This window comes from Streptomyces longispororuber, from assembly GCF_024448165.1.
GTDB classification, from domain to species: domain Bacteria; phylum Actinomycetota; class Actinomycetes; order Streptomycetales; family Streptomycetaceae; genus Streptomyces; species Streptomyces longispororuber_A.
Genome location: NZ_JAMOLN010000026.1, coordinates 24099 through 39284, shown reverse-complemented (window position 1 = coordinate 39284; position 15186 = coordinate 24099). Strand labels below are relative to the sequence as shown.

Here is a 15186-nt window from a genome sequence, read left to right as displayed (position 1 = left end):
TCAGAGGACGAATCCCGTGGGGAACGGGTCGGTGGGGTCGAGCAGGTACTGGGCGGTGCCGGTGATCCAGGCGCGGCCGGTGAAGCTGGGCAGCACGGCGGGGGTCCCGGCGACGTCGGTGGTGCCGAGGAGGCGTCCGGTGAACCGGGTTCCGATGAAGGACTCGTTCACGAACTCGGTGTGCAGCGGGAGTTCGCCGCGCACGTGCAGTTGCGCCATCCGCGCGCTGGTGCCCGTGCCGCAGGGCGAGCGGTCGAACCAGCCGGGGTGGATGGCCATGGCGTGCCGCGAGTGCCGGGCGTCGGATCCCGGCGCGTACAGGTGGACGTGGTGGCAGCCCCGGATCGACGGGTCCTCCGGGTGGACCGGCTCCGCCTCGGCGTTGACGGCGTCCATGAGGGCCAGCCCGGCCTGGAGGATGTCGTCCTTGCGGGCCCGGTCGAAGGGCAGCTCGAACTGGTCGAGCGGCAGGATCGCGTAGAAGTTGCCGCCGTAGGCCAGGTCGTACGTGACCGTGCGGCCGTCGGCGAGGATGGCCTTGCGGTCGAGGGCGACGGAGAACGACGGCACGTTCCGCAGCGTGACGTGGCGTGCGGCGCCCTTCGTGACGGCGACCTCGGCGACGACGAGTCCGGCCGGGGTGTCGAGGCGGATCGTGGTGACCGGCTCGACGACCTCGACCATGCCGGTCTCCACGAGGACGGTGGCGACGCCGATGGTGCCGTGCCCGCACATCGGCAGGTAGCCGGAGACCTCGATGAAGACGACGCCCCAGTCGCAGTCGGGGCGGGTCGGCGGCTGCAGGATCGCACCGCTCATGGCGGCGTGCCCGCGCGGCTCGTTCATCAGCAACTGCTTGATGTCGTCCCGGTGTTCCCGGAGGTGGAGGCGCCGTTCGTTCATCGTCGCGCCGGGCAGGGTGCCGACGCCGCCGGTGACGACGCGGGTCGGCATGCCCTCGGTGTGCGAGTCGACGGCGTGCAGGACGAGGGTGCTGCGCATGGCCGGGCCTTCCTTGGGTGACGGGCGTCGTCGGTGGCGTACGGCGTCGCTGGCGGGCGACGGGGTGGCGGGCTGCGGGGCGGCGGAGGTCAGGCGAGGCCTTCGGCGACGGCCTTCTGGGTCGCGGCGCGGACGGCCGCCGCCTGCTCGGGCAGGAGCGGGACGCGCGGCGGACGGCAGGGGCCGCCGTACCGTCCGACGGCGTCCATGGACTCCTTGATGGCCTGGACGAACTCGACCTTCGAGTCCCAGCGGTAGAGCGCGTGCAAGGTGCGGTAGAGCGGCATCGCGGTGGTCAGGTCGCCCCGGGCGGCCGCGCGGTACAGGGCCGCACCGGCCTTCGGCAGGGCGTTGGGGAATCCGGCGATCCAGCCCTTCGCCCCGGCCGCGGCGAGTTCGAGCACGACGTCGTCGGCGCCCGCCAACAGGTCGAGTTCCGGCGCGAGTTCGGCGATGCGGTAGGCGCGGCGGACGTCGCCGGAGAACTCCTTGACGCCCCGGATGAACCCTTCGCCGTGCAGCTTCGCGAGGAGCTCGGGGACCAGGTCGACCTTGGTGTCGATCGGGTTGTTGTACGCCACGACCGGCAGCCCGGCCCGGGCGACCTCCTCGTAGTGGGCGAGGACCGAACGCTCGTCGGCACGATAGGAGTTGGGCGGCAGCAGCATCACCGCGCGGCAGCCGGCGTCCTTGGCCCGCTCGGCCCAGCGCCGGGACTCCGCGGAGCCGTACGCGGCGACGCCCGGCATCACCCGGTCCCCGCCGACCGCGGCCACGGCGGTCTCGACGACCGCGGTCCGCTCGTCCGGGGTGAGCACCTGGTACTCGCCGAGCGAGCCGTTGGGCACGACGCCGTCGCAGCCGCTCTCGACGAGCCAGGCGCAGTGCTCGGCGTACCGGTCGAGGTCGACGGTCAGGTCGGCGCGGAACGGCAGCGCGGTGGCGACCAGGACGCCGTGCCAGGGGTGGCGGGGGCCGGACTCGGGGTGCGTCATGCGTTCTCCTCCTCGGGTCGTACGGGCTGCGGGTCTTCCGTGGGGTCTTCCGTGGCTCCGGCAAGGACGCCGAGCGGTAAGGGCCGGGCGAACGGCCGCCGTGACACGGGGAGTTCGCACCCCAGGAGTCCGGCCACCGCCGGTCCGCACATACGACCCTGGCACCAGCCCATGCCTGCGCGGGTGAGCAGCTTCACGGTGCGCAGGTCACCGGCGCCGAGTTCGCCGACGGCCGCACGGACGTCGGCCGCGGGCACCTCCTCGCAGCGGCACACGACGGTGTCGTCGGTGACCTGGTCGGTCCAGTGCGCGGGCGGCCGGTACACGGCGTCGACGGCGGAGGCGAAGCGCCGGAGCCGGGACCGTGCCGCGGCGGCGGACCGCCACGAACTCCGGTCGGGCGTACGGGAATCGAGGCGGGCCGCGGCGGACAGTCCGGCGATCCGCCCCTCGGCGAGGGCGAGGTCGGCGCCGCCGATGCCGGTCGTCTCGCCGGCCGCCCAGACGCCGGGCACATCGGTACGCTGCTCGTCGTCGACCCGGACCCGGCGTCCGTCGACCGCGCAGCCGAGGGTCTCGGCGAGGTCGGTGTGCGGCAGCATGCCGTGGCCGACGGCGAGGGTGTCGCACGGGACGCGGTGCCCGGTGCCGGTCCTGACCCGCCCGTCGGGGTCGAGTGCGGCGACGGTGACGGCGTCGAGGCGGTCGGTGCCGTGGGCGGCGACGACGGTGTGCCGGCTCCTGACGGGTACGCGGTGGCGCAGCAGCTCGGCGGCGTACCGGGCGCCTTCCGCGAGTTTGCCGGGGTGCGCGGCGAGAGCGGGGGCGCTGCGCGCGACGTCCCGGGCCCCCGCCGCCTCCACGAGCGCGGCGACGCGTGCCCCGGCCGCCGCGAGTCCGGCGGCGACGGGCATCAGGAGCGGTCCGGTGCCGGCGACGACGGCGGTGCGGCCCGGCAGCACGAGGCCACCCTTGAGCATGGCCTGGGCGCCACCCGCCGTGACCACGCCGGGCAGGGTCCAACCGGGGAACGGCAGCACCGTCTCGTAGCCGCCGGTGGCGATGACCAGCCCGTCGGCGCGCACGGTGGCGGGCTCTTCTTGCGCGGGACCGCGCAGGGCGTGCACGACGAAGGTCCCGTCCGGGTCCAGGTCCGGGTCCGTGTCCTTCTCCCTTTCCACGGTCCACACATGATGGTCGGGCAGGTGAGTGATGCGGCCTGCCGCGACGTGCCGTGCGAGGCCGTCGCGCAGCCGTTCCCAGGTGCTCCACCGGTGGTGCAGTGCCCGCGCCCGGCGCGCCCCGAGCCCTTCGGCGGGCTGCCGGTGGAACTGGCCGCCCGCCTGCGGTGCCGCGTCGACGAGGGTGACGGTCAGGCCCTGCCGCGCGGCAGCGAGGGCGGCGGCGAGTCCGGCGGGGCCCGCGCCGACGACGGCGAGCCGGGGCCGCTCACCGTGCGCCGTCATGCCCGGTGCCTTCCTGGGTGGTGATCACGTCGCCGGGTTCGGCACGGACGAGGCAGGCGCGCTGGTTCGGGCGGCCGTTGACGGTGACCAGGCAGTCGAAGCAGACGCCGATGCCGCAGAGGACGCCGCGCGCCGTGCCGCCGTGCCGGGTGGTGCGCCAGGAGGTGATGCCCGCCGCCCAGAGCGCGGCGGCGACCGTGCGGCCGGGCAGCACGTCGAGGCCACGGCCATCGAAGGTGACGGTGAAGGCGGGCTCGGGCCGGGCCCGCGTCAGCCGCAGGGGCGTTCGGTCTCTCACGCGGTGTCCTCCTGGCGGCGCTCGAAGCGGTCGGGGCGGAACGGTGCGAGGTCGAGGTCCGGGGTCCGCCCGGCGAGGGCCTGGGCGATGAGGCGTCCGGTCCCGGTGGACAGGCCGATGCCCGCACCCTCGTGGCCGCAGGCGTGGAAGAGGCCGGGGACCCGGGCGTCAGGACCGATCGCGGGCAGGTGGTCCGGCATGTAAGGGCGGAACCCCAAGTAGCCGCGCATGGCGCGCACTTGGGCAAGGAAGGGGAAGAGCCGGGTCGCGCCGGCGGCGAGGGCGCGGGCCACCGGGAGTGAGAACTCCCGGTCGAAGCCGACCCGCTCGCGGCTCGCCCCGATCAGGACAGGACCGGCCGCCGTCCCCTCCACCACGGGTGAGGTCTGCAGGGCCGCCGAGTCGCTGGCCACGTCGGCGACGTAGTCCGCCGCGTACACCTTGTGGTGCACCATGCGGGGCAGCGGTTCGGTGACCAGGACGAAGCCGCGGCGCGGCAGGACGGGGAGCTCCACCCCGGCCAGCGCGGCCAGTTCGCCGCCCCAGGTGCCCGCCGCGTTCACCACGGCCGGGGCGTGGATCTCCGCCCCGTCCGTGCGGACGCCGCGCACGGCACCGGCCGCCGTGCGCAGGACGCCGGTGACGGTCGAACCGGTGCGCAGCCGGGCGCCCCCGGTGCGGGCGATCCGGATCAGGTGGGCGGCGGCGAGCGTCGGCATGACCTGCGCGTCCTGCGGGTAGTGGACGCCGCCCGGCAGGCCGGGGGCGAGGTGGGGCTCCAGGTCGTACAGGGCGTGGGCGTCGACCGGGTCGGCGGTGACGCCCGCGGCCCGCTGGCCGACGGCGAGGTCCGCCAGGGCGGTGAGCCCGTCCGGCGTCGAGGCGACGACGACACCGCCCTTCGCCTCGTACTCGATCGCGGCGGCGACCCCGGCTTCGGCGGCGAGCGCCGACCACAACCGGCCGGATAGCAGGGCGAGTTCGAGCTCGGGGCCGGGTTCCTTGTCGGAGACCAGGAGGTTGCCCTCACCGGATCCGGTCGTGCCGCCGGCCACCGGACCACGGTCCACCAGCACGACGTCCAGACCCTCCCGGGTGGCGTAGAGGGCGCTCGCCGCCCCCACCATCCCGGCCCCGACTACCACGACATCACAGGTCAGCGGCTTGGCCACGTCAGTACTATGTCACACGCCACTGTACGGGCCAAGGGGTCGGACGGGATGCAACTCCCTTACGAAATGCGGGACTTCAGGCGCAGGCCACGGGCTCCGTCACCCCGGGCCAGCGCTCCACCCGGCCGTCGGTGCGCACGTACGCCGCGGCCCCGTCGGCCGCCAGCCACAGCTCCCGGCCGTGGTGGCGGTAGCCCGTGTCGACGGCGTCGGCCGGCATCGGCACGTCCTCGGCGTACGACGAGCGCAGCGTCTTCAGGCCGGTCAACTGCCCCTCGGGGTCGCGGAGGTACTGCCGCCCCTGGCCGCGCCGGTCCTTCGCGCTGTCGAGGTGCAGGAACTCGACCGTCTGCCAGTCGCAGTGCTCGGGCCCCATCGAACTGTCGATCTTCGTCGTGGACACGGGGCGGCCCCGCCGGTCCTCCCACACCTTGATGTCGAGCCGCTCGCGATCCGCCCGGCGGAACTCCGACGGATCGCAGCTCGCCCGCGTCTCGCCACGCCAACCGGCCTTGTCCGCACGGCCCTTGGCGACGATCACGGCGGCCCGGGTGCGACCGCCGACGTCGTAGGAGAACAGCACCCGGGTGCCGGTGCGGCGTTCCACGCGGTAGTCGCGGTCCGGCATGTCGTGCCAGAACTGGTCGCCGACCTGTGCGGCCAGCGCCTCCTCCGGTGAGTCCGTCGGGTCGTCGTCGTAGTCGGAGCCCGATCCGGCACTACTGGGCTTCCCCTGGCACTCCAGCGTCAGCAGGGCGGCCCCACCGCCCTCCAGCGGGCTGTCCTCGCCGACCCAGGACGGCGTCTTCGCCTTGAGCGGCCCCGCGTACGGGGACGCGGGCGCCCCCGCCCCCTTCGACTCCTTGAGCACGAGCCCTTCGGGCACCTCGCTCCCGCAGCCGGCCACCGCCAGCAAGGCCACGAGCCCCGCCACGACCTGCCCCGCACCGATCCGCATACCCGCAACCACCCTCCGCGCGCAGCCGCTGCGCGCTCCGTCCCCTGGACGCGGGGTGGCCCGGAAACGTTCGGCCGGCCGTCCGCCCGGCGGACAGTTTCCTCGGAAGTTCCTCCGAATATCTCTTGCGCCTCCACGCTTCCTGCGCATCAATGGACGGCGCACCACAGTTTGACGGGCCGTCAGAAACTCTCCGCGCCGCGTGCCGCACCCCGCTCGCGAGCGGTCCGCCGCACCTCCCCCACTCGCGCCACAGGCAACCCTGCGGCGTGCCCGCACGAGCAGGCCCGCGCCCACCCGGCGCGCGCGGCACCACGGGAACAGCACGGGAAGGGACTTCGATGAGACCCACGGGCTCCACGAGATCGGCGAGATCGGCGAGATCCGCGAGATCGGTGAGATCTGCGAGATCCACCGGATCCGCGCAAGGGGCGCCGCACCGACGCGCCATGACGTGCGCGGCCCTGGCCGCGGGCACCCTCGCCGCCGCGGGGCTGGCGTTCGCTCCGTCCGCCGCGGCCGTCACCCCGCAGTCGGCCACTGTCATCGCGGACTGCGGCCTCTACGGCAGCGGCGAGGCCACGCTCACCGCCGCCCAGGCCGGCACCGCCGCGACCATGACCCTCAGCTCCTCGGAGATCACCACACCGGTCGGCGTGGCCGAGGACACCATCGCCGCCACCCTCACCCTGACGAAGGCGGGCGGCGGCACCACCGTCTTCAGCGGCACCAGGAACCCGGCCATGAGCGCGGGCAGCGGCGTCCAGGTCGGCCCGCTCGACGGCGTCGTGGCCCCCGGCGACACCCTGGAGGCGTACGGCGGCTCGCTGCGCATGGTGATCTTCGGCATCGCCGTCACCTGCACCTTCGAAGGCCCGCAGGCACCCGGCCCGTTCGTCTTCGACTGACGGCTCACCTCCCCCCACACGCACTGCCCGGAACCCGCACACGTATGAGGAGAGGACAGGACACGCATGGATTCCACCGGACGAAGACGGCGTCGCCACTGGGCGGCCCTGCTCGGGGCCGCCGCGCTCGTGGCCACCGGCGCGAGCGCCACCACCGCGGCGGCGACCGCTGCCGCGGCCGACGCCGTGGACTTCGCCACGCACTGCATCCCGCCCGCCATCGCGGGCATCCCGCCGATCGACGGCACCACCACCGCGCAGATAGCGGTGGACAACGCCGCCCCGAAGGTCGGGGACACGGTCACCGTCACGTACACGGTGGTCAAACCGGCCGCGAGCAACCCCGTCGACCTGGCACTGCCCGCCGACATCATGACGCCCACCGGGAAGGTCGTGCTGTCCGGTGCGCAGAGCGGGGAGCTGACGGTCGCCGGGCCCAAGAAGAACGACCCGGTGCCCGGCAAGGGCGCCTTCCCGTCGTTCTCCATGACGGGCACGTTCACGGTGACCGCGCCCGGCGCGATCAAGCTCTCGCCCGGCGACTACAACATCCACACCAGCTACATCATGGAGCTGGACACCCCCTGTACGGTGACGAACCCGCCCGCCCCGGTCTCCGAGACGGTGACCGCGACGGACGGCGGCGGCACGACCAACCCCCGCACCGTCCAGCTGGGTTCGGCCTCCGGCAAGCCGGGTGACGCGGTCACCGTCACCGGCGCCAAGTTCACCCCGGGCGCCACCGTCACGCTGGCCGGCCGCAACGGGGCCGCGGAGACCGCCGACAAGGCGAGCGCCACCGCCGACGCGCAGGGCTCCTTCACCGGGTCCCTGACCGTCACCGACAAGGCGACGACCGGTGTCGTCGCGTACGAAGGGAGTTCCTGGAGCACCGAGAAGGGCGCGGGTCCCGCGGCGTACGTCGTCATCGACGACACCCCGCTGCCCGCGGACAGCCAGAAGGTCAACACGTCCGTGAAGGCGGGCACGCTGTCGATGGGGCAGGCCGGAGACACCGTCGACCTGGCGGGCGTCGACTTCGGCAAGGGCGGCTTCTCGCGCGGCAATCTGCAGACGGTGACGGTCAAGGACTTCCGCGGCGGGCCCGCGGGCTGGTCCCTGACCGGCAAGGTCACCGACTTCGCCGGCCCCGGCGGGGCGAGCGTCAGCGGGGACAAGCTCGGCTGGACCCCGGTCTGCGTCACCAAGGAAGGCAGCCCGAGCACCTGCAAGGCCGGTTCCCCCGGGTCGGTCGGCAGCGCGGGTGCGACGCTCGCCTCCGCGCCCGACGGCGCCCTGACCGGCGGCGAGTTCACGGTCGACGCGCGGCTCTCGCTGAACGTGCCGGCGTACACCCCGCCCGGCGCGTACTCGGCGGTCCTCACGCTCACGCTGAGCTGAGCTGATCAGGACCACCCGTCGAGCACCACGGTCCGGGCGCGCACCCGCCCGGACCACCTCACTCTCCGCCGCGCTGTCCGCCGCGCCGTCCGTCTCGCCGTCCGTCACCTTCTCCGTCACGCCTGCCCGCCCCGGGGGTCCGCACCCATGCGCAAGCCGTCGTACGCCACCGCCCTGCTCGTCCTGCTCCTGAGCTCCCTGAACCTGCTGGGCGGCACACCCGCCCACGCCGCCGACAACGGCAGCTGGTCCGTCTTCCCCTACGCCACCGAGCTCGCCCAGCGCCCCTACTTCTACCTCTCCGCCGACCCCGGCGACGCGCTGCGCGACAAGGTCGTCGTCGCCAACAAGACCGCGCAGCCGCTGACCTTCCGCCTGTACGCCGCCGACGCCTACAACACCGCCAGGGACGGCGGGTTCGCCGTGCGCACCCGCACCGAGCGGCAGCGCGGCGTCGGCGTCTGGGCCCGCCCCGCCCGCACCCGCGTCACCGTGCCCGGCCACGGCAAGGTCACCGTGCCGGTGACGATCCGGGTGCCGCGGAGTGCCGAGCCCGGCGACCATCCCGGCGCGATCGTCGCCCTCGACGAACGGGTCGCCGCGTCGGACGGCTCGCTCGCCCTCGGCGTACGGCAGGCCGTCGCCGCCCGGGTCTATCTGCGGGTCAGCGGTCCCACCATGCCCGCCATCGCCGTCGAGGACGTCCGCGTGGACCAGCACCGTCCGGTGGTGCCCGGCACGGGCGACAGCACGGCCGTCATCTCGTACACGCTGCACAACCGCGGCAACGTCACCCTCGACCCGGCGGTCCGGCTGCGCGCGGACGGTCTGTTCGGCCGCACCCTCGTGTCGCGGGGACTGACCGGTCTGCCGTCGGAGCTGCTGCCGCGCCAGCGGGTGCGGCTGACCGCGCGCTGGTCGGGGGCGCCGCAGTTCGACTGGGGCGACGTCACGCTGACGGCGAGCGCCCGCCAGACCCGCGAGTCGGCGAGCACCTCCTTCGTGGCGATGCCGTGGCTGGTCGTGGCGGTCCTCGCCGTGGTGCTGGTGGTGGGCGCGGTGCTGCTGCGGGTCCGCCGGCTACGCGGACGCGACAGGGTCGGGGCGGTGGACGCGCCGCGGGTGGTGGTCAGGAGCACTGCCAGGTGAACATGGCCCGGTCGAAGCGGCGTGCGGCGAGGTCCTCGGGGCGGATGAGCCAGTAGAGGGATCCGCCGTCGCCCCACATCATGCCGGCGTCGTCGTCCGAGTCGAACTGGGCGAGGGGAAGCCAGCGCAGCGCCTCCTCGTTGATCCGCGGATCGTTCCACGGCGGACAGCCGAGCGCTCCGTGGGCCACCTCCGTCTCCACCTCGTCCTGCACCGGGTCGGCGTGCCCGCCGATCCGGTGCCGGCTCTCCCCCAGGTCCCACAGCGCTTCCTTGAAGTCCTCGTCCCACAGCGGATGCTCGTCGTCCATCGGCCCGAACTCCCGGTACACGAGCGGATGCCACAGGTACGGCGCCGTGGTCTCGGCCCACGCCACGAGCGGCACCTCGGCGTAGGCGGTGAGCCCCGGCGGCACCGGCCGCTCGGCGACGGCCGCGTCCGCCGGCACGTACACCACCCGGGCGCCCGCCCTGCTCTCCGGCCGGTCCGCGTACACCTGCGCCGCCCCGTCGTCGGCCTGTCCGTCGAAGTAGAAGAAGGCGAGCGTGCCGTCCGCCGGCAGGTCGATGTCCAGGCTCCCGTGCGGCAGTTCGCCCAGGTCGACGGAGGCGATGAAGGAGAGCGGGCCGTGCCCCTCCCAGACGGGCCACTCCTGCCCCGCCGGCAGCCCCGGCAGCCCGCCGAGGCGCCCCACCACGCGCCCGGCCCCCGAACCGTCCGCGCTCCCCAGCCCGATCCCCGGTCTGAAGAGGCCGATCCACCGCTCGGCGATGTCGGCAGGCAGCTGGGCGCGGGCCAGCTCGTGCAGCGCGTCCTCGTTGTTCGACGTCATGTCCCCGATCATGCACGGCACCACTGACAGTCGGCCGTGGAGACCGGGGACCCCTCTCCCTCCGCAATTTGTTAAGTGCCTTGACAGACTGGCCGGCGGTCGCGACCGTACCTGGAGCACGACCGGCTCGGCCCGCCCCGTCCTGCCCCAACACCCTTACAGGGGCGGCTACTTACCCATGTCTGGATTCACGGGAGTACACGGATGCCGTCGCAGCACAGACCTCAGCGCCGCCGTCTCGGCCTGCTCGCCGCCACCCTGGCCCTGACCTCCGCCGCCCTCGCCCTGCCGGGCACCCCGGCCGGCGCCGACACCGCCCCGGGCCGGATCGACTTCTCGCAACGCCACCAGCGCATCGACGGGTTCGGCGTCTCCGAGGCGTTCCAGCGCGCGGCCGTCATCCACGGTCTGAACGGTCTGTCCGCCGAGAAGGGCGACGAGATCGTCAAGCTCCTCTTCTCGCGCGGGGACGGCGCGGGCCTGAGCATGCTGCGCCTCGGCGTCGGCTCGTCCACGGACGAGGTCTACGACCACATGCGGACCATCGCCCCGACCGCGCCCGCGAGCCCCGACGAACCTCTGGCGTACGAGTGGGACGGCAACGACGGCGGTCAGGTCTGGCTCGCCAAGGAGGCCAGGAAGTACGGGGTGAGGCGGTTCATCGCGGACGCGTGGAGCGCCCCCGGCTACATGAAGACGACCGGTTCCGACGCGAACGGCGGCACGCTGTGCGGCGTCGTCGGCACGGACTGCGCGAGCGGCGACTGGCGCAGCGCGTACGGCAGGTACCTCGCCCAGTACGTGAAGTTCTACAAGAAGGAAGGCATCCGGATCACGGACCTGAACTTCACCAACGAGCCGGACTGGCAGGCGACGTACGCCTCGATGCTCTTCACCCCGGAGCAGGCGGCGGACGCGGTGAAGTCGATCGGTCCTGTACTGCGTGCCGAGGCCCCCGGCACGCAGCTGTACTGCTGCGACAGTTTCGGCTGGGACCAGGGCAAGGCGTACGCCGCGGCCATCGCGGCGGACCCGGCGGCGGAGAAGGAGGTGTCCGCGTACAGCGCCCACGGCTACGCGTCCGCCCCCACCAGCCCGCTGACCGACAGCCCGAAGCCCGCGTGGATGACGGAGTGGGCGGGCAGCGGGGTGTGGCCGAGCAAGTGGGACGACGGCACGAACGCGGCCGGCCTGTACGTGGCCGAGCACATCCACGACGCCCTCGCCCGGGCCGACTCCTCCGCCTATCTCTTCTGGCTGGGCGCCTCGATCGGCAACACCGGCGCGCTCGTCCGGATGGACGGCGACAGCTACGAACCGTCCACGCGGCTGCGGGCGATCGGGGCGTTCAGCAAGTTCATCCGCCCCGGCGCGGTCCGCGTCGACGCCACGTCCGGCGACGAGGCGGTGCTCACCTCGGCCTACCGCAACACGGACGGCAGCGACGTCGCCGTCCTCATCAACACCGGCTCCGAGGCCACGACCGCCGATCTGTCCCTGAAGGCGGCGAAGGGCCACCGGCCCACCGCGTACCTGACGGACGGCGACCACGGGACGACGGCGACGCCCGGCCTCGCCCGCGTCTTCGCCGGCCACCTGACGGCGAAGCTGCCCGCCCGCTCGGTGGTCACGGTCGTCCTGGACCAGGGCCGGGCGCACGACTGACGCCCTGGCCGTCCCGGCCGTCCCCGGGCTCCACCGGCCCCCTGGCGTCGAGTACCGTCGTCGCACGAACACGCAGGTGAGCCACGTGTGCTGAGCAGCCCGGGGGGGCCATGAGCAGGACGAGCGCGAGACGTACGCCCGAGATACCGACGGCGCGAGACGGGGCGGACCTGGGCCTCGCGGGCCAGCCCGACTGCTGGACCCGCGCCGCCGAACTCGCCGTCAGCCCCCGGGCGCCGCTGCCCCGACGCGGCGAGCGCGTCGCCGTCGTCGGGTCGGGCCCCTCGTACGCGATGGCGCAGGCCTACGCGGCGCTGCGCGAGGCGTCGGGGCACGGCGAGACGGACGCGTTCAGCGCGTCGGCGTTCCTCCACGGCCGCGAGTACGACCGCATCGTGGCCCTCACCCGCACGGGCACGACGCCCGTGATGCTGCGGCTGCTCGGCAAGGTGCACGGCAGCGTGCCCAGCGTCGCGATCACCGCGTCGCCCGACTCCCCCGGCATCGCCGACCACACGCTGCGCCTCGACTTCGCCGACGAGCCGCAGGCGGCGGTGGCCACCCTCTTCCCCACCACGGCCCTCGCCCTGCTCCGCGCCCATCTGGGCGAGAATCTGGACGACGCCACGGACGACGCCTACGAGGCGATCAAGGAGACCCTGCCCCCTGCGCTGCTCACGGCACGCCGGTTCACGTTCCTCGGCACCGGCTGGACGTACGGCATCGCCGAGGCAGCGGCCCAGCTGATGCGCGACAACGCGGACACCTGGGCCCAGGCCTACCCGGAACCCGAGTACCGCCTCGGCCCCTCCGTCCCGGACCAGGTGACCTGGGTCTTCGGCGACGTCCCCGACCGCTTGTCCCAGGCGATCCGCGACACCGGCGGCACGCTGATCGCATCGGCCCGCGATCCACTCGCGGAGCTGGTGCGGGTGCAGCGACTGGCGACGGCGGGGCCGGCGCGGGGGACGGCCTGAGCGCGGGCCGCGGGCTCACTGGCGGGCATGCCCGCCCAGCAAAAAAGTGCCGATCGAGAGAGATCTCGATCGGCACTTCGCTGGTGTCCGAGGGGGGACTTGAACCCCCACGCCCGATAAAGGGCACTAGCACCTCAAGCTAGCGCGTCTGCCATTCCGCCACCCGGACAGGGTGTGCACCGCTTCTCCGCGGGTGTTCCCCGCAGCGGTAAAGCCAACAATACCAAGCTTTCGGAGCGCCTCTCACCTGCATAAACCTCGTGCGGGCGGATAAACAGAAGTGCCGGTCGGGATCATTCCCGACCGGCACCGTCCGATCACGCTCTGTGTCCGAGGGGGGACTTGAACCCCCACGCCCGATAAAGGGCACTAGCACCTCAAGCTAGCGCGTCTGCCATTCCGCCACCCGGACCGGGTGCTGTCGCCCGTGGGTGTTCCCCGCGGCGACACGCACAACAATACCAAGGTTTGGGGGTGCCCTTCACCTGCGTATCCGCCCGCTCGGCGGCGTCAGCTCTTGGCGGGGCCGATGTTGCCGACACCCTTCGGGTTCAGGTGGGCGATGTGGCCACTCTCCGTGCCCGCCGACGGGTCGATCACGCAGTCGATCAGCGCCGGGCCGCCGGACTCCAGGGCCTCGGTGAGGGCCGCGGTCACCTCGGCGGGGGTGGTCGCGCGGTAGCCCTTGCCGCCGAATGCCTCGATCATCAGGTCGTGGCGGGCGGCGCTCATCAGCGTGGTCGGGGCCGGGTCGTCGGAGCGGCCGCTGGCCTCGTCGCCCCGGTACACCCCGCCGTTGTTCATGATCACGGTGACGACCGGGAGGTTGTAGCGGCAGATCGTCTCCAGTTCCATGCCGGAGAAGCCGAAGGCGCTGTCGCCCTCCACCGCCACCACCGGCTGCCCGGTCTCGACGGCGGCGGCGATCGCGTAGCCCATGCCGATGCCCATGACGCCCCACGTGCCGCTGTCCAGGCGGTGCCGCGGGACGGACATGTCGATCACGTTGCGTGCCATGTCGAGGGCGTTCGCGCCCTCGTTGACCAGGTACGTCTCCGGGCGCGGGCGCAGCACGTCGCGTACCGCCCGGAGCGCGCCCATGAACTGCATGGGGTGCGGGTCGGCCTCCAGGCGCTTGGCCATCTTCGCCACGTTCTGGGAGGAACGGGCTGCCAGCTCTTCCTTCCAGGCCGCGGGCGTCGCGATCTGGCCGGGCTTGGCGCGCTCCGATATCGCGTCGAGCACCGATTCGATGTCGCCGACGAGCGGGGCGGCGATCGGCTGGTTGCTGTCGATCTCCCTGGGCTCGATGTCGACCTGGATGAACTTGGCGTCGGGGTTCCAGCCGCGCTCGCCGTGGTTGAGCAGCCAGTTCAGCCGGGCGCCGACCAGCATGACCACGTCGGCCCGCTTGAGGGCGAGGGAGCGGGCCGTCGCCGCGGACTGCGGGTGGTCGTCGGGGAGCAGGCCCTTGGCCATGGACATCGGTACGTAGGGAATGCCGGTCGACTCGACGAAGTCGCGGATCTTGGTGTCGGCCTGCGCGTAGGCCGCGCCCTTGCCGAGGACGACGAGCGGGCGCTCGGCCGAGGCGAGCAGCTCGATCGCGCGGTCCACCGACTCGGGGGCGGGCAGCTGGCGCGGGGCCGGGTCGACCAGGCGGCTCAGCGTCTTCGCGCCCTCCTCCTTGTCCATGATCGAGCCGAGCACGGCGGCGGGGATGTCGAGGTAGACGCCGCCGGGGCGGCCGGAGATCGCGGTGCGCAGGGCGCGGGCGATGCCGCGGCCGATGTCCTCGACACGGCTGACCCGGTAGGCGGCCTTCACGAACGGCTGGGCCGCGGCGAGCTGGTCCATCTCCTCGTAGTCGCCCTGCTTGAGGTCGACGAGGTGGCGCTCGCTCGAGCCGGAGATCTGGACCATGGGGAAGCAGTTGGTGGTGGCGTTGGCGAGCGCCACCAGGCCGTTGAGGAAGCCGGGGGCGGAGACGGTGAGACAGATGCCCGGCTGTTTGGTGAGGTAGCCGGCGATCGCGGCGGCGTGTCCGGCGTTGGACTCGTGGCGGAAGCCCACGTAGCGGATGCCCTCGGCCTGCGCGAGGCGGGCGAGGTCGGTGATGGGGATGCCGACCACGCCGTAGACGGTCTCGACCCCGTTCATCTTCAGCGCGTCGACGACGAGGTGGTACCCGTCGGTGGGCTCGGCCGGCGTGTTCGAGGCGGCGGTCATGGTCCGGATCCTCCTTGGGCAGGTCCTGCCGGAGCGGCTTCTGACCCCACCTTCGACAGCGGGTGGGCCCGCGTCCAAGACCCATCGGCTTCCAGCCGATAAACGGTGTCTATCGACCGGCCGGGAACGGCTGT

13 protein-coding genes and 2 tRNA genes are annotated in these 15186 nt (G+C 73.2%); 5 read left to right on the top strand and 10 right to left on the bottom strand.

The genetic code is table 11. The features are described from left to right. The 6 genes from M4J07_RS10400 to M4J07_RS10375 form a co-directional block, all read right to left on the bottom strand. On the bottom strand, positions 1-1002 hold the full coding sequence (locus tag M4J07_RS10400; RefSeq protein WP_255970118.1) for a proline racemase family protein: 1002 nt from the start codon (positions 1000-1002) through the stop codon (positions 1-3). A gap of 89 nt (positions 1003-1091) precedes the next feature. Continuing rightward, positions 1092-1997, bottom strand: a complete 906-nt coding sequence (locus M4J07_RS10395) for a dihydrodipicolinate synthase family protein (protein ID WP_255970115.1) — start codon at positions 1995-1997, stop codon at positions 1092-1094. Next, entirely contained in the window at positions 1994-3463 is a 1470-nt protein-coding gene (locus M4J07_RS10390) for an FAD/NAD(P)-dependent oxidoreductase (protein WP_255970111.1), read from the bottom strand. Before M4J07_RS10390 ends, M4J07_RS10395 begins: the two co-directional genes overlap by 4 nt. Next, positions 3447-3761, bottom strand: a complete 315-nt coding sequence (locus M4J07_RS10385; RefSeq protein WP_255970108.1) for a (2Fe-2S)-binding protein — start codon at positions 3759-3761, stop codon at positions 3447-3449. Before M4J07_RS10385 ends, M4J07_RS10390 begins: the two co-directional genes overlap by 17 nt. Next, positions 3758-4933, bottom strand: coding sequence for an NAD(P)/FAD-dependent oxidoreductase (locus M4J07_RS10380; RefSeq protein ID WP_255970105.1), 1176 nt, complete (start codon positions 4931-4933; stop codon positions 3758-3760). The genes M4J07_RS10385 and M4J07_RS10380 overlap by 4 nt, the downstream gene beginning before the upstream one ends. Before the next feature lie 76 nt (positions 4934-5009). Beyond that, positions 5010-5891 carry a hypothetical protein gene (locus M4J07_RS10375; protein WP_255970102.1) on the bottom strand — a complete coding sequence of 294 codons (882 nt, stop codon included), beginning with the start codon at positions 5889-5891 and terminating at the stop codon, positions 5010-5012. Positions 5892-6340: 449 nt separating this feature from the next. Here M4J07_RS10375 and M4J07_RS10370 point away from each other — a divergent pair, with 449 nt between their 5' ends. From M4J07_RS10370 to M4J07_RS10360, 3 genes are all read left to right on the top strand, one after another. Next, positions 6341-6799: a hypothetical protein gene (locus tag M4J07_RS10370; RefSeq protein ID WP_255970099.1), complete on the top strand. Its 459-nt coding sequence runs from the start codon at positions 6341-6343 to the stop codon at positions 6797-6799. Positions 6800-6865: 66 nt separating this feature from the next. Next, positions 6866-8200: a beta-xylosidase gene (locus tag M4J07_RS10365; protein WP_255970096.1), complete on the top strand. Its 1335-nt coding sequence runs from the start codon at positions 6866-6868 to the stop codon at positions 8198-8200. A gap of 147 nt (positions 8201-8347) precedes the next feature. Next, entirely contained in the window at positions 8348-9349 is a 1002-nt protein-coding gene (locus tag M4J07_RS10360) for a COG1470 family protein (RefSeq protein WP_255970093.1), read from the top strand. Here M4J07_RS10360 and M4J07_RS10355 read toward each other — a convergent pair. Beyond that, positions 9330-10181, bottom strand: a complete 852-nt coding sequence (locus M4J07_RS10355) for a YwqG family protein (protein ID WP_255970090.1) — start codon at positions 10179-10181, stop codon at positions 9330-9332. The two genes, M4J07_RS10360 and M4J07_RS10355, sit on opposite strands and share 20 nt — an antisense overlap. 204 nt (positions 10182-10385) lie before the next feature. Here M4J07_RS10355 and M4J07_RS10350 point away from each other — a divergent pair, with 204 nt between their 5' ends. Together M4J07_RS10350 and M4J07_RS10345 are read left to right on the top strand one after the other, a co-directional pair. Beyond that, positions 10386-11846 carry a glycoside hydrolase family 30 protein gene (locus tag M4J07_RS10350; protein WP_255970087.1) on the top strand — a complete coding sequence of 487 codons (1461 nt, stop codon included), beginning with the start codon at positions 10386-10388 and terminating at the stop codon, positions 11844-11846. Between the two features lie 110 nt (positions 11847-11956). Continuing rightward, positions 11957-12823: an SIS domain-containing protein gene (locus tag M4J07_RS10345; RefSeq protein ID WP_255970084.1), complete on the top strand. Its 867-nt coding sequence runs from the start codon at positions 11957-11959 to the stop codon at positions 12821-12823. Positions 12824-12904: 81 nt separating this feature from the next. Here the strand turns inward: M4J07_RS10345 and M4J07_RS10340 are convergent. The 3 genes from M4J07_RS10340 to oxc all read right to left on the bottom strand — a co-directional run bounded on the left by M4J07_RS10340 (position 12905) and on the right by oxc (position 15052). Continuing rightward, a tRNA-Leu gene (locus M4J07_RS10340) sits at positions 12905-12992 on the bottom strand. A gap of 158 nt (positions 12993-13150) precedes the next feature. Continuing rightward, positions 13151-13235, bottom strand: a tRNA-Leu gene (locus M4J07_RS10335). A 98-nt stretch (positions 13236-13333) separates the two neighbouring features. Beyond that, positions 13334-15052 (bottom strand): oxalyl-CoA decarboxylase, encoded by a 1719-nt coding sequence (gene oxc / locus M4J07_RS10330; protein WP_255970081.1) that lies wholly within the window; start codon positions 15050-15052, stop codon positions 13334-13336. Positions 15053-15186 lie beyond the last annotated feature (134 nt).